Raw genomic sequence first — 14,396 nt, forward strand, 5'->3', positions numbered from 1 at the left:
ATGACAGACGCGCCGCGCCTGCCCGCATCGTTCCCCCTCAACCGCATGACCTCGTCGTTCGCCGAGCTGTCCGCGACCATCCGCGACACCGGGCTCATGCGCCGCGCATACGGCTTCTACGCCGGCTTCGGGGCCGCGCTCGCGCTCGCGCTCGGCGGCCTCGTCACGGGCTTCGTGCTGCTCGGCGACTCGTGGTTCCAGCTGCTCATCGCGGCCGGCCTCGGCATCGTGCTCACGCAGGTCGCGTTCCTCGGGCACGAGGCGTCGCACCGGACCGTGCTCGCGTCCGGCCCCGCGAACGACCGCCTCGGCCGGTTCCTCTCCACGCTCGTGGTGGGCATCAGCCACCAGTGGTGGATGACCAAGCACACGCGCCACCACGGCAACCCCAACCGCGTCGGCAAGGACCCCGACATCGAGCGCGACACCATCTCCTTCCTCGAGGACGATGCGGCGCGCGCCCGCGGTCCGCTGCGCTGGATCACGCGGCGCCAGGGCTGGCTGTTCTTCCCGCTGCTCACGCTCGAGGGGCTCAACCTCCACTACCGCTCGATCGCGTCGCTCATCACGGGCGGCACGCGCCGCCAGCGGTGGACGGAGCTGCCCGCGATCGCGCTGCACTTCGGGCTCTACCTCGTGCCGGTCTTCCTGGTCCTGCCGCTCGGCATGGCGTTCGCGTTCGTGGGCGTGCAGATGGCGGTGTTCGGCGTGTACATGGGCGCCTCGTTCGCGCCCAACCACAAGGGCATGGCGATCGTCGGCCGCGACGAGCGCCTGGACTTCCTGTCGAAGCAGGTCCTCACCAGCCGCAACATCCGCGGCGGGTGGGCGATGTCGATCCTCATGGGCGGGCTCAACTTCCAGATCGAGCACCACCTGTTCCCGTCGATGGCGCGGCCGCACCTGGGCCGCGCGCGGGAGATCGTGCGCGAGCACTGCGCGACGCTCGGGATCCCCTACACGGAGACCACGCTGCTCGAGTCCTACGGGATCGTGATCGCGTACCTCAACCGCGTGGGGCTCGCGGCGCGCGACCCGTTCGACTGCCCCGAGCGCGTCGCGATGGGGCGCTGACCGGGAGCGGTCAGCGGCTGGACGCGGAGGCGAAGTCGGCCTCCGCGTTGGCGACCACGGGCTCGGGCTCCTCGACGAGGGCCTCGGCGCCCGCCGCATCGGCCCGGGAGAACCTGCCGGCGACGTAGGCGTACGCGAAGCCGATGACGATCGCGCCGCCCACGAGGTTGCCCAGGCCCACGAAGGTCATGTTGGTGGCGAAGTCGCCCCACGTCACGTCGCCGCCGCTCAGCAGGCCGATCGCGAACGTGGTCATGTTCGCCACGACGTGCTCGAAGCCGGAGGCGATGAAGGCGAGCACGCCCCAGAAGATGATGACGGCCTTGGCGACCTCGTTCTTGAGGCGCGCGGCGGCCCAGATCGCGACGCAGACGAGGACGTTGCACATGACGCCGCGCCAGAACAGCTCGGCGGGCGTGTGCGCGATCTTGCCGGCGAGCGTGTCGACGGCGAACTCCCCCGCCGGCCCGTGCCCGAGGATGCCGGTCTGGATGATCACCCAGGCGAACGCGAAGGCGCCGAGCATGTTGGCGAAGAAGATCCCCAGCAGCACCCCGCCGGCGCGGAGCCACGAGATGGTGCGCCGCACGGCGCCGAGCGGGAGGATCATCATCGCGCTCGTCGCGAGCTCCGAGCCCGCGAAGACGACGATGGTGAGCGCCGCGGCGAAGACGCTGCCCGCGACGAGCTTCTCGAACGGGTTGCCGTCGACGTGCAGCGGGCCCGCGGCCGACCACATGAGGACGTCTCCGATGCCGATCCACATGCCGGCGAGCATCGCGGACACCACGAGCCGCAGCGGGGTGCGCGACAGCGTCGCCTTGGCGTGCGCGGCCTTCGCGTGGACGTCGACGGTTTCGGGGAGAGTCAGCACGCGTCCACGGTAAGCGCGGCATCGGCGTCGGAGCAGGTACGGAGGTCCCGGCGCGCGCCTATCCGGCGGTGAGCACCAGCATGCCGGTGTAGGCGATCCACGCCGTCAGCAGCACGCCGCCCTCGAGGCGGCTGATGCGGCCGTGGTCGCCGGGGCGGTACGCCATGAGCAGCAGCGCGCCGGTCATCGCGAGCATGACCGGCAGGTCGCGGGTGACGGCCTCCTGGTCGACCGCCATGGGCGCGATGAGGGCCGCGAGGCCGACGACGGCGAGCGTGTTGAAGATGTTCGAGCCGATGACGTTGCCGAGCACGAGCTCGGTCTCCCGCCGTCGGGCGGCCGCGACCGCGGCGGCGAGCTCGGGTGCCGAGGTTCCGATCGCGACGATGGTGAGGCCGATGACGAGGTCGGACCAGCCGAGGCGCTCCGCGATCCCGACGGCGCCCCACACGAGCACGCGCGACGCGGCGAGGAGCAGGACGATGCCGCCGATGGTCCACCCCCACGCGGCGCGGCGCGTCATGCCGGCGCGCTCCTCGCGTGCCTCCCGCTCCTCGACCTCGATGGCGAGCTCCTCCTCCGGCTCGCCCGGGCGGCGGCGCGCGGCGCCGATCGACCACGCGAGCTGCGCCCCCAGCACGAGCAGGAGCACCACGGCGTCGAGGCGCGAGATGCTCCCGTCGAGCATCGTCAGCCCCAGCACGAGCGAGACGCCGAGGAGCATCGGCAGCTCGCGGCTGAGGACGCCGCGATGCACGATCACCGGGATGATGAGCGCCGTCGTGCCGAGGATGAGCCCGATGTTGGCGATGTTCGAGCCCATGGCGTTGCCGAGCGCGATCTCGGGGTTGCCGCCGGCCGCGGCGAAGGCCGAGACGGCGAGCTCGGGGGCGGAGGTGCCGAAGCCGACGACGAGCATGCCGACGAGCAGCGGCGCCATGCCGAGGTGGATCGCGACCGCGGAGGCGCCGGCGACGAAGCGGTCCGCGCTCCAGGCGAGTGCGGCGAGACCCAGGAGGGTCGCGAGGATCGCCGCCGTCATGGTCCGAGCCTAGTGAGGGCCGGCGGCCCCGATGCCGGCGCCGCGCGTCAGAGCCATCCCTTGCGGACCGCGGCGACCCCCAGCTGGAGCCGCGTCTCCACGTCGGCGCGGTCCATGAGCTCGCGCACGCGCCGCTGGACGGTCCGCAGCGACACCCCGGTCCGGCTCGCGATCGAGCCGTCGGTGAGCCCCAGCTCGAGCAGCGCGAGGACCTCGCGTTCGTGGAGTGCAACTTCCTCGTGCGCAACCCGACGGTGGCCGACGTGCCGACGCCGCAGACGAAGTACAAGGGCGTGACGCTGGACCAGGTCCTCGCGACCTTCGCCGGCTGACGCATCACCTCACGGAGGGGGTCGGGGCTCACGCCCCGGCCCCCTTCGGCGTTCGTCACCCCGTCGCGCAAGGCACCCCTCAAACCTGCTGTCACCCCTGCTAAAGTGCCCACATGCACCCGAGAGCAGCGCGGCGCGCAGCGGTTGCCGTGGCGGTCCTCGCGCTCGCCGGGTGCGCCGTCGCCGACCAGGGGGCCGCGACTCCGCACCTCCCGGACGGCGTGACCGCCTCCGAGTCCGCGGTGATCGAGGGGCCGCTCGTGTCGGAGGAGTCCTGGGGGCACCAGTGCTTCTCGGTCGCGACGGAGGATGGACCGGCAGCGCTCATCGCGGGCCACCTCGCATCGTCATGGCCCAACGGCAACCATCTGATGGGCCCCGCTCCCGACGGGCCCATCGCGATCGCTCGCGACGAGCACGTCGAGCTCGCCGGGGAGTGGGTCTCGGGCGAGGACTACGACGAGATGCGCGGCCGCTGCCCCGACAAGGACGAGTACTTCGCGATCGCCAGGGTCGTCTCGATCGACGGCGAGCCGGTCGAGGACGGGTAGCCCGGGCGCGCGAAAGCCCCCGGCGCCGCGAGGGCGTCGAGGGCTTTCGCCAACCGTGGAGATGCCGGGAATCGAACCCGGGTCCGCATGTCCAAACCGAAGTCTTCTCCGGGCGCAGCCTGAAGAAGGTTTTCTCGGCCCCTCACCCACCATCAGGCAGGTGGTGAGCGGGCCCAGTCATCTAAGAGTCCCGCAGCCCCCGGTGACGAAGGGCTGAAGCAAGTTCCCTAGTCGACGCCAGGATCCGGGTCGGGAACACCCCCGGGCTGACGGACTTCATGGCGCTCGCTTAGGCAGCGAGGGCGAAGTCGGTGCGCTTGGAATCGGCACCTATTGGTTTGCAGGGGTCGTTAACGAGATAACCCTGCGTTCTCGGCCCGCTTCCCTTCGGAAGTAAACACACGTCGAAACCGATCATCCCCTGTGCAGTTATGACACCAGTCTACCGGGACGACCGACACCGCCCAAGACCCGGGCGGCGGGCACCCTAGAGCTCCAGCCGCACCGCGGTCTCGAGCGCGACCTCGATGGACGCATGCCAGCCGTCCTTGAGCGCGGCGTTCTTCTCCGAGTACAGGCTCGCGCCCGCGACCAGGTTCGACGAGCACGCGCAGATCATGCCCGCCCGCAGGCCCCGCAGCCGTGCGACCACGTACATCGCGGAGCTCTCCATCTCCACGTTGAGGATCCCCATCCGCGACAGCTCGGCGATCCACTCCGGACCCTCGGCGTAGAACGCGTCGTCGGTCGCGTTGATCCCGGAGAACAGACCGCGACCGGTGCCCTCCACCAGCTCCTCGGCCACCTCGCGGAGCGACGATGCGATGGTGAGGTCGGGCACCGCGGGGAAGCCCGGGTGCACATACGCGGCCGTCGTGCCGTCGTTGCGCAGCGATCCCTCCGACACGAGCAGGTCGCCGGGCTCGATCCCGGGCTGCAGCGCCGCGCTCGAGCCCACCCGGATGAAGGACGTGACGCCCACCCGCGCGAGCTCCTCGACCGCGATGGCGGTCGACGGGCAGCCCATGCCGGTGGAGGTCGCGGTGATGAGCCGGCCCTTGTAGTACCCGGTCATGGTGCGGTGCTCGCGGCGGTGGGCGACCTCGGTGACGTCGGTGAGGTGCTCGGCGATCATGGGCACGCGGAACGGGTCGCCCGGCAGGAGGGCGACGGTGCCGACCTCCCCCGGCGCGAGGCCCACGTGGTACTGGCGGGCATCGATCCCCGCGGTGGACTTGTCGACGATGGTGGGCTCGGACATGAGCGGTCTCCGGCGCAGGACCCGAGGAGCGGGGCCCGCCCCTAGCGGAGGGCCTGCGTGCGGCCGATGCTAGCCCGCGGGTGTTTCGGGGGCGTTGCCCGCGCGCACCGAGGGGAAGCCGGCGACGATGCGCCAGATCCAGGTCGCCGCATCGTCCGCCCGCGGGCGGTCGGCCATGGTGAGCCACTCCCCGATGACGCCGAGCACGAGTCCCGTGATGCCGGCGGCGACCACGTCGACCGGGACGGAGCGCGGCACGATCGGCTCGGCCGCCGGCGCGAGGTCGCGGATCGCGTCGCGCGCGTTGGCCCGCAGCCGGGACAGCACCGCGCCGTAGCCGGGCTCGGTGAAGACGCGCGCGTAGAGGTCGGCGTTCTGCTCGATGTGGCGGAGGAAGACCACGAGGGCCTCCGGCGGCTCGTCGGAGCCGAACTCGATGGACTCGAGGCTCGCGCCGGCCTCCTCCGCGAAGAGGTCGAGCGCATCCGCGAGCAGCGTCTCCTTGTCGGAGTAGTGCTGGTAGAACGTGCTCCGGTTGACGCCGGCACGCGCCGCGATGTCGCTCACCGACACCTCGTCGACGCCGCGCTCGCGCGCGAGCGCGAAGAGCGCCTCCTGCAGGCGTCTCCGGGTCTTGACGATGCGTGCGTCCACGCGGCGATTGTGGCACCTCGGCACCCGGTTCACCAAGCGATAACCAACATCTGTCGTACAACTCGCCGAATTGTCCTACACTGGCCGAAGGCCCAGCCGTCCGTCCCGGAGCACCCGCCCGCGCGACCGTCGGCCGGCCCCGGCATCGTCGCCAGTCCCCCTCCTGGACCCCATGAGAAAGGCTCCCCTGTGGCCCACCTCCTCTACCGCATCGGCCGCGCGTCGGCCATGCGGCCGATCGTCGCGATCATCGCGTGGCTCCTCGCCCTCGGTGTCGCCGGCGGCGGCTTCGTCGCGTTCGGCGGAACCCTGACCGACAGCTTCTCCATCCCCGGGCTCGAGACCGAGAAGGTCACCGACCAGCTCAAGGAGGAGATCCCCGAGCTCGCGGGCGGCTCCGCCCGCGCGGTCTTCCAGACCGAGGACGGCTCGGAGTTCACCGCCGAGCAGATCCAGGGCGTCAAGGACGCGCTGGCCGCCGCCGAGGAGGTCGGCTCCGTCACCGGCTTCGTCGACCCGTTCGACACCCAGCAGCAGCTCGAGGAGCAGACGGCGCAGCTCGAGGCCGCGCCGCAGCAGATCGAGGACGGTCGCGCGCAGATCGCTGCCGGCCAGGAGCAGCTCGACGCGGGTCAGGCGCAGCTCGACGCCGCCCGCGAGCAGCTCGAGGCGAACCAGGCGCAGCTCGACGCCGCCATCGAGGCGGCCAAGCAGGACGCCACGTACCTGCTCGCGCAGCAGGAGTTCATCGACCAGCAGGCGCAGCTCGACGCGGCGTCGGCCCAGCTGGACGAGCAGCAGCAGCAGATCGACGCGCAGCAGACCCAGCTCGACGAGGGCCTCGTGGAGCTCGAGGAGCAGGCCGCGCAGCTCGAGCTCGGCGCGCAGCTCGCGGACGCGACGTCGGACATCCGCAGCGTCTCCGAGGACGGCACCACCGCGCTCGGCATCATCCAGTTCGACGCGAGCGTCTACGAGGTCGTGCAGGAGGACAAGGACGAGGTCATCGCGCTCGTGAGCGCGGCCGTCCCCGCCGGCGTCACCGTGAACTTCTCCGCCGACATCGCCACGAGCGTCGAGGGCGTCCTGGGCGTCGGCGAGGTCGTCGGCGTGCTGCTCGCGTTCGTCGTCCTCATGGTGATGATGCGCGCGATCTGGCCGGCCCTCATGCCGATCATCACCTCGGTGCTCGGCGTCGGCGTCGGCGTCGCCACCGCGCTGGCGTTCTCGGGCGTGGTCGAGATGTCCTCGGTCACCCCGATCCTCGGCGTCATGCTCGCGCTCGCCGTGGGCATCGACTACTCGCTGTTCATCGTCAACCGCCACCGCGAGCAGTACAAGCGCGGCATGCAGCTGCACGAGTCGATCGGCCTCGCCAACGGCACGTCCGGCAACGCGGTCGTCTTCGCCGGCTCGACCGTCATCGTGGCGCTGCTCGCGCTCAACATCACGGGCATCCCGTTCCTCGGCATCATGGGCACCGTCGGCGCGTTCTGCGTCGGCATCGCGGTGCTCGTGGCGGTGACCCTCACCCCGGCCGTCCTCGGCCTCATCGGCCACCGCGTGCTCGGGAAGAAGGCACGCGCCACGATCGGCGCGCCCGAGCACGCCGAGGCCCCGGTCGAGCCGATGCGCACCGGCCGCGCGCTGCTGCGCCTCACCGCCGCCGTGGTCGGCCTGCTCATCCTCGCGATCCCCGCGATGTCGATGCGCCTGGGCCTGCCGGACGGCACCCAGGAGCCCACCGACTCGACCCAGTACATCGCGTACAAGACTGTCGACGAGAAGTTCGGCGAGGGCGTCAACGGCACGCTCCTCGTCACCGCGGACCTGCCCGAGGCGGTCGTGGACGAGGACCTCCTCGCTGCCCAGGTCGACATCGCCAACGAGCTCATGGCCAACGACGACGTCTCCGCGGTCGCGCCGGCGGGCTCGTCGGAGGACAACGGCTTCCTCGCCTTCCAGGTGATCCCGAACGAGGGCCCGTCGAGCGAGTCGACCGTCGCGCTGGTCGAGGACCTGCGCGCGCTGTCCCCGCTCGAGGACGGCACCGTCATCGGCGTCGCGGGCGAGGCCAGCGGCAACATCGACGTCTCGCGGAAGCTCGACGAGGCGCTGCCGCTCTACCTCGCGATCGTGGTGGGTCTGTCGATCATCATCCTGATCGTGGTGTTCCGCTCGCTGCTGGTGCCGCTCATCGCGACGCTCGGCTTCGTCCTGTCGCTGTTCGCGGCGTTCGGCGCCGTCACCGCGGTGTTCCAGTGGGGCTGGCTCGGCTCGCTCTTCGGCGTCCACGACCCGGGCCCGGTGCTGAGCTTCCTGCCCATCCTCTTCACGGGCATCCTGTTCGGCCTCGCGATGGACTACCAGCTGTTCCTCACGACCGGCATGCGGGAGGCGTACGTGCACGGCATGGACGCCCGCCGCTCGGTGGTCTCGGGCCTTCGTCACGGCCGCGCGGTCGTGACGGCCGCCGCGATCATCATGATCTCGGTCTTCGGCGGCTTCGTGTTCTCGCACATCGCGATGATCCGCCCGATGGGCTTCGGCCTCGCGATGGGAGTCCTCTTCGACGCCTTCGTGGTCCGCATGGTCATCGTGCCGGCGATCATGCACCTGGTCGGCGAGAAGGCCTGGTGGCTGCCCGGATGGCTCGACCGGATCCTCCCGAACGTCGACGTCGAGGGCGCGGCGCTCGAGCGCGAGCACCCCGTGCCTCACGCCGAGGAGACCGCGGGCTCCGTGGACGACGCGGACGACGCGGAGGCCGCCAGGGCCTGACGCCCGCCGCACGATCGAGGCCCGCATCCCCTCCGGGGGGTGCGGGCCTCGCTCGTTCCAGGGATTGCCGATGACGCTGGTGCGGCATGTAGACGGATGACCCGCGCTTGACGGCCACATCCGTCACGCCGGCTCACCTGCGTCACATCCGTCATCGGGAGTCTCGGCGACGGGTCACCAGCCTCCGCCGCCACCGCCTCCTCCGCCGCCGCCGGAGAAGCCGCCCCCGCCGCCGAAGCCCGAGCCGCCGGACGAGCCCGGGGTCGGGGCGCTCATGGCCGCGCCCGCGAGGGACGCGAACTCGTCCATGCGGTGGCCGAATCCGGCGGCGTGCATCCAGAACATGCCGTAGGCGGCGCCGCGGTACCAGGTCGGCTCCGCGAGCCGCACGCCCTGGGCCGCGAGCTCCTCGAACTTCCTGGCCCACTGCTCCGTCACCCCGAACGCGATCGCGTACGGGAGATAGCGGCTGAAGATGTCCTGCCCCTCCTCGAAGCGCAGCTGGTTCGCCTCCGCCTTGTCGAGGTAGAGCTCGAAGCCGCGGGTCTGCGCGAGGACGCGGGAGCCCTCCGCGGTGCGCGCGGGCGCGACCGCGGTGGTGGCGAGCACCACCAGCCCGAGCACCACGATCGCGAGCGGGATCAGCGCCACCGACGTGCCGAGCATCACGGCGGCGAGGGTCGCGAAGCCGCCGCCGACCAGCAGCGCGATGCCGCCGCCGGCCCACGCACCACGGGCGTGGGAGGGGTTGCCGCGGAACCAGCCGTGGTTCGTGACGTTGCGGTAGAGCTGCTTCTGCACGGCCGCCATGTCGGCGTGGAAGGTGGTCTTGAGCTCGCTCAGCGTGACGCTGTCGCGGCCCTCGAAGACCGCGTCGAAGAGCATCTGCTCGTACGGGTAGAAGCCCGCGTCGGCCTCGCGCTGCTTGACGAAGCGGTAGTCCTTCTCCCCCGCCTCCTCGACCACGAGGTAGCCGCGCACCGCGAGGTCGACGATCGTCGCGGTGACGTCGCGGGTGTCCGCCTTCTCGTCGATGAGCGTCCCGAGCTGTCCTGGCCGCAGGCCGTCCGGCGGCGCGAAGGCCACCGCCACGGGCGCGCGCTTGTCGCGGCGCCGCACCGCGGCCTCCTCCCCCGAGGACGGGCCGACGCCGGGCGTGAAGTCCGCGTACTCGACGTCGGCCCCCGCACCGCGGATGCGCCGCACGAGGAGCGCGAGCCCGCCGAGCAGGAGCGCGAGGAAGGCGCCCACGGTCCAACCGTTGAGGCGGAACGCGTGCGCGAGGTCGTTGCTCTCGGTGACGATGATCTCGGAGCTCGTGGCACCCGGCGGGTAGAGGACGTCCACGGTGAACGGCTCGCCGGGCTCGAGGGACGACTGGGTGAAGACGGCCTCGGCGCCGTCGACCGTCGCCCGGTCGCACGCGGCGTCGGCGCCGGACGGTCCCGCGAAGCACTGCGCCTCGACGACGTCGGCGGGGCCGGTGACGGTCACGGTCGCGTCGCGCACCGGGGTCTCCCACGCGTCGCCGATCGCGTTCCAGTAGAACTCGACGCCCGTGATGCCGCTGTCCGTCTCCCCGGGCAGCGTCTCGTTCATCACGTGGTGGACCGTGTACTCGAGCACGTAGGTCTGCACGCCGTCGACGTCGCCGATGCTCTCGTCGCCCACGCGGACCACGAGCCAGTCGTCGCCCTCGTCGAGGTACACGTTCGCCGGGGCGCCGCTCGGCGACGAGGCGCTCACGTCGGTGATGTCATAGACGCGGTCGAAGGAGTCGTCGTAGCCCTGGCGGATCGGCAGCGTCCAGTACGGCCCGTGGCCGGGGTCGTTCCCGAAGTTGAAGTCGATCTCGACGCTCACGCGCGCCGAGCCGTCCTCCTGGAGGTCGTACGTCGCGTCCCAGCGCTCGACGCTGCGGCCGTCGTCGGACGCCGCGGCATGCGCGGCCGCGGGCGTGAGCGCCGCTACCAGGGTGATCAGCAGGGACAGGACGATGCGGACCATGGCCCCATCATGCCCGCTCGCCGGGGTCCGGGGTGCGCCCCGCGCCCGCGCGACGCGCGCATCGTCCCCGCGTCAGCGGTTGATGTTGCGCTGGACGCCCAGCGACCGCTCGGCCTCGCGCCGGTCCTGCTTCTCGCGCAGCGCCTGCCGCTTGTCGTGCTGCTTCTTGCCTCGCGCGACGCCGATCTCGAGCTTCGCGCGGCCGTCGAGGAAGTACAGGCGCAGGGGCACGATCGTGTAGCCCTTCTCGCGCGTGCGCTGCAGGAGGTCGTCGATCTCGTGCCCGTGCAGCAGGAGCTTGCGCTTGCGGCGCGGAGCGTGGTTGGTCCACGTGCCCTGCGAGTACTCGGGGATGTGGATGTTCTCCGCCCAGGCCTCGCCGCCGTCGATGTAGATGTAGCCGTCGCCGATGACCGCGCGGCCCTGGCGCAGCGACTTCACCTCGGTACCGGTGAGCACGATGCCGGCCTCGAGCACGTCGTCGATGAAGAAGTCGTGACGCGCGGCGCGGTTGGTCGCGACCACCTTGATGCCCTTCTCGGCCATCGCTCACCTCCTCGCGCGTGTCCGGCCCTGCGCCCGGTCCCGGGCGCGACGCACCAGTCTAGCGGCCCCGTCTACCCCACCAGGGTCATGGGGTCGACGGTGTTGCCGTTGACGTAGACCTCGAAGTGGAGGTGGCAGGCCGCGGACGTGCCGGTGTTGCCCGCGTAGCCGACGAGCTGGCCCTTGGTGACGTACTGGCCGGAGCCGACCGCGAAGCTCGTGAGGTGGTTGTAGCTGCTCATGAGCGACTTGCCGCCCACGTAGCCGTGGTCGATGAGCACCGAGTTGCCCAGGCCGAGGCGGTAGGTCGCCCACTGCACGCGTCCCTCGCGGGCGGCGTAGATGGGCGTGCCGCAGTAGGCGCGCATGTCCGTGCCGGCGTGGAGGCGCCAGTAGTGGAGGATCGGGTGGAAGCGCATGCCGTAGCTCGAGGTGATGTAGTGGCTGGGCGCGGGCCACCCGAGGGCGCCCTTGACCAGCCCGCTCGAGGATCCCGAGCTCGAGCCGCTCGAGCCGGAGCTCGACCCGGAGCCGCCGTTGTTCTTGGCGGCCTCCTCGGCGGCCTTGCGCGCCGCCTCCGCGGCGGCCTTGCGCTTGGCCTCCTCCTCGGCGAGCTTCTTCTTGACGAGGCTCTTGATCTCGTCGCGGACGGCCTCCTGCTTCGCCGCGATCTGGCGCTGCCGCTTGAGCTCCTCCTTCTTCTGCGCCTCGAGCTCGGCCTTGATGGCCTTCTGCTTCTTCACGAGGGCGTCGAGGGCGGCCTTCTTCTCCGCGGCCTTGGCGCGCAGCTTCTTGGTCTTGACGACGAGCGCGTCGGCCTCGGCCTTGAGCTCCACGATGTACTCGCGGACGGCCTCCTGGCGCGCGCCCCGGTTGCGGTTGACCGCCGCGATCTCCTCGACGTCGGCCAGCGCGTTCGTCTGCACGCGGGACGCGTTGTGCTCCTCGGCGAACTTGTCGACGAACTCCTGGGAGGTGCTCGCGCCGAAGACCAGGCTGAGCGCCTCGTCGTCGCCGACCCCCTGGTACTGCGCGCGGGCGAGCGCGGCCACGATGTCCTCGAGCTCGTCGATGCGTGCCTCGTCCGCGAGGATCTGCTCGGTGATGGCCGCGTCCTGCGCCTCGGCGGCGGCGAGCTTGTCGGCCACGAGCTTCTGCTGGACGATCGCCTGCGCGACTGCCTCCTTGGCCTCGTCGAGCGCGGCCTGCGCGGCCGGCAGCTTGGCCTCGGTCTCGCGCAGGCGACGCGCCGCCTTGACGATCGCGGCGCTCGTGTCCTCGAGGGCGGCCTCGAGGTCGTCGAGCTGCTCCTCGTAGGTGTCCTGCTTGTCCTTGGCCCGCTCGATGTCGTCGTCGTAGCTCGACGCCGTCTGGAACCCGCCGACCGCATCGGCGCCCGACACGAGGGTGCCGGTGACGAGCGCGACGAGGAACACCGCGGCGGCGGCGATGAGCGACGGGTGGAGGCGGGCCATCATGCGCGCGTGTACCTCCCGAGCGTCACGACGGAGGCGATCGCGGCGAGGCCGACGGCGATGACGAGCAGCCACGGCGCGACGGACCAGACGTCCTGCGTGCCGATGTACTGGACCCACGTCACGGAGCTGCGCAGCCAGTCGTCGATCATGTAGCGCACGCCGAAGAACAGGCCCGCGACGGCCAGCAGCGCGCCGCCGGTCGCGGCGACCGCGCCCTCGAGCATGAACGGCATCTGGATGAGCGAGCGCGACGAGCCCACCATGCGCATGATCTGCGTCTCGCGGCGACGGCTGAGCGCGCTCAGCCTGATGGTCGTGGTGATGAGCAGCATCGCGGCGAGCAGCATGACGGCCGCGAGGGCCGCCGCCACCACGGTCGCGGCGTTGAGGAAGCGGAACAGCTCGGAGAAGATCTCGCGCTGGTCGCGCACGACGTCGACGCCGGGCAGGCCCTCGGTCGCGTCGGCGACCACCTGGTACTGCTCGGGATCCGCGAGCTTGACGCGGAAGCTGGGCTGCATCTGGTCCGCGGTGAGCGAGGACCAGATGCCGTCCTCGTCGTTGGCGACGAACTTGTCGTAGGCCTGCTCGCGGGACTCGTAGTAGACCTCCTGGACGAGGTCCTTGAGCGCCCCGTCCTCGAGCACGGCCCGGATCGCGTCCTCCTGGGCCACGGTGACGGCGCCCTCGGCGCACTGCTCGTTGCGGGAGCTCTCGGGGCACAGGAAGATCGAGATCTCGACCTTGCCGTACCAGTCGTCCTTGAGCTGGTCGATCTGCATCTGCGTGAGCGCGGCGGCGCCCACGAACATGAGCGACACGAACGTCACCAGCACGACGGACAGCGCCATCGTGCTGTTGCGCCGGAGGCCGTTGACGACCTCCCCGAGGATGAACCGGAGCCTCACACGCGCTCCAGCCCGTAGACGCCGCGGTCCTGGTCGCGGACCAGCTGGCCGCCGCGCAGCTCGATGACGCGCTTGCGCATCTGGTCGACGATCTCGTCGTCGTGCGTGGCCATGAGCACGGTGGTGCCGGTGCGGTTGATGCGGTCGAGCAGGCGCATGATGCCCACCGAGGTGCCGGGGTCGAGGTTTCCGGTCGGCTCGTCGCACAGCAGGATCGGCGGGTGGTTGACGAACGCGCGCGCGATCGCGACGCGCTGCTGCTCGCCGCCCGACAGCTCGTGCGGGAAGCGCTTCTCCTTGCCCGACAGCCCGACGAGCTCGAGCATCTCGGGCACGGTCGACTGGATGTGGTGGCGGCTCTTGCCGATCACCTGGAGCGCGAACGCGACGTTCTGGTAGACGGTCTTGTTCGGCAGCAGGCGGAAGTCCTGGAACACCGCGCCGATCTCGCGGCGCAGGTGCGGCACGCGCCACGCGGAGAGCTTGTTGAGGTGGCGGCCCGCCACGTACACGTCGCCCCCGGTGGGGCGCTCCTCGCGCAGGATGAGCTTGAGGAACGTCGACTTGCCGGAGCCGGACGAGCCCACGAGGAACACGAAGTCGCCGCGCTCGATCTCCACGGAGACGGAGTCGAGCGCGGGACGGGCGCCCCGCTTGTAGACCTTGGTGGCGTTGTCGAGTCGAATCATGAGTTGCGCGGGCGCGAGGGGTAGGACCCGCACCACGTCAGCATCGTAGGAACGCGCTCCCAGGCCTCCCGGGAGGCGCGCCGCTCCGGGCGTGTCCTGTACGTCACACGCCAAAGATACGCAAAGCGCCAACTATCCCGCGCACCGTCCCGCGCCCAGCCACGTCTACCCCTCCACGCAGGTGAGGCGCTCCCCCACA

At 71.0% G+C, this 14,396-nt stretch carries 12 protein-coding genes and 1 other RNA gene; 3 read left to right on the plus strand and 10 right to left on the minus strand.

Annotated elements, in window-relative coordinates; all coding sequences use genetic code 11:
• Positions 1-45: 45 nt before the first annotated feature.
• Positions 46-1,074, plus strand: coding sequence for a fatty acid desaturase family protein (locus AOM07_RS01340; RefSeq protein WP_084830078.1), 1,029 nt, complete (start codon positions 46-48; stop codon positions 1,072-1,074).
• Between the two features lie 10 nt (positions 1,075-1,084).
• On the opposite strand, the gene AOM07_RS01345 is transcribed toward AOM07_RS01340, so the two are convergent.
• Positions 1,085-1,948: a formate/nitrite transporter family protein gene (locus tag AOM07_RS01345; RefSeq protein ID WP_084830008.1), complete on the minus strand. Its 864-nt coding sequence runs from the start codon at positions 1,946-1,948 to the stop codon at positions 1,085-1,087.
• Between the two features lie 58 nt (positions 1,949-2,006).
• Positions 2,007-2,990 (minus strand): calcium/sodium antiporter, encoded by a 984-nt coding sequence (locus AOM07_RS01350; RefSeq protein WP_062310622.1) that lies wholly within the window; start codon positions 2,988-2,990, stop codon positions 2,007-2,009.
• 445 nt (positions 2,991-3,435) lie between these two features.
• On the opposite strand from AOM07_RS01350, the gene AOM07_RS01355 reads away from it, so the two are divergent.
• On the plus strand, positions 3,436-3,873 hold the full coding sequence (locus tag AOM07_RS01355) for a hypothetical protein (protein WP_156171737.1): 438 nt from the start codon (positions 3,436-3,438) through the stop codon (positions 3,871-3,873).
• Positions 3,874-3,926: 53 nt separating this feature from the next.
• Here the strand turns inward: AOM07_RS01355 and ssrA are convergent.
• From ssrA to AOM07_RS01370, 3 genes are all read right to left on the minus strand, one after another.
• Positions 3,927-4,295, minus strand: a transfer-messenger RNA (tmRNA) gene (ssrA, locus tag AOM07_RS01360).
• 65 nt (positions 4,296-4,360) lie between these two features.
• Positions 4,361-5,134: a nucleoside phosphorylase gene (locus AOM07_RS01365; RefSeq protein WP_062310628.1), complete on the minus strand. Its 774-nt coding sequence runs from the start codon at positions 5,132-5,134 to the stop codon at positions 4,361-4,363.
• Between the two features lie 69 nt (positions 5,135-5,203).
• Positions 5,204-5,788: a TetR/AcrR family transcriptional regulator gene (locus tag AOM07_RS01370; RefSeq protein WP_062310631.1), complete on the minus strand. Its 585-nt coding sequence runs from the start codon at positions 5,786-5,788 to the stop codon at positions 5,204-5,206.
• 189 nt (positions 5,789-5,977) lie between these two features.
• Between AOM07_RS01370 and AOM07_RS01375 the strand changes: the two genes are divergently transcribed.
• The gene (locus tag AOM07_RS01375) at positions 5,978-8,569 is read left to right on the plus strand and encodes an MMPL family transporter (RefSeq protein ID WP_062310634.1); all 2,592 of its coding nucleotides are present in this window, start codon (positions 5,978-5,980) and stop codon (positions 8,567-8,569) included.
• 174 nt (positions 8,570-8,743) lie between these two features.
• On the opposite strand, the gene AOM07_RS01380 is transcribed toward AOM07_RS01375, so the two are convergent.
• From AOM07_RS01380 to ftsE, 5 genes are all read right to left on the minus strand, one after another.
• Positions 8,744-10,576, minus strand: coding sequence for a DUF2207 domain-containing protein (locus tag AOM07_RS01380; RefSeq protein WP_062310639.1), 1,833 nt, complete (start codon positions 10,574-10,576; stop codon positions 8,744-8,746).
• Between the two features lie 72 nt (positions 10,577-10,648).
• Positions 10,649-11,122 carry an SsrA-binding protein SmpB gene (gene smpB, locus AOM07_RS01385; RefSeq protein WP_062310643.1) on the minus strand — a complete coding sequence of 158 codons (474 nt, stop codon included), beginning with the start codon at positions 11,120-11,122 and terminating at the stop codon, positions 10,649-10,651.
• A 71-nt stretch (positions 11,123-11,193) separates the two neighbouring features.
• On the minus strand, positions 11,194-12,597 hold the full coding sequence (locus AOM07_RS01390; protein ID WP_062310646.1) for a M23 family metallopeptidase: 1,404 nt from the start codon (positions 12,595-12,597) through the stop codon (positions 11,194-11,196).
• Entirely contained in the window at positions 12,597-13,508 is a 912-nt protein-coding gene (gene ftsX / locus AOM07_RS01395; protein ID WP_062310649.1) for a permease-like cell division protein FtsX, read from the minus strand. The genes AOM07_RS01390 and ftsX overlap by 1 nt, the downstream gene beginning before the upstream one ends.
• Positions 13,505-14,197 carry a cell division ATP-binding protein FtsE gene (gene ftsE, locus AOM07_RS01400; RefSeq protein WP_062296920.1) on the minus strand — a complete coding sequence of 231 codons (693 nt, stop codon included), beginning with the start codon at positions 14,195-14,197 and terminating at the stop codon, positions 13,505-13,507. The genes ftsX and ftsE overlap by 4 nt, the downstream gene beginning before the upstream one ends.
• Positions 14,198-14,396: the final 199 nt, after the last annotated feature.

Origin of the sequence: Demequina rhizosphaerae, assembly GCF_000971255.1 — a bacterium.
GTDB classification, from domain to species: Bacteria; Actinomycetota; Actinomycetes; order Actinomycetales; family Demequinaceae; genus Demequina; species Demequina rhizosphaerae.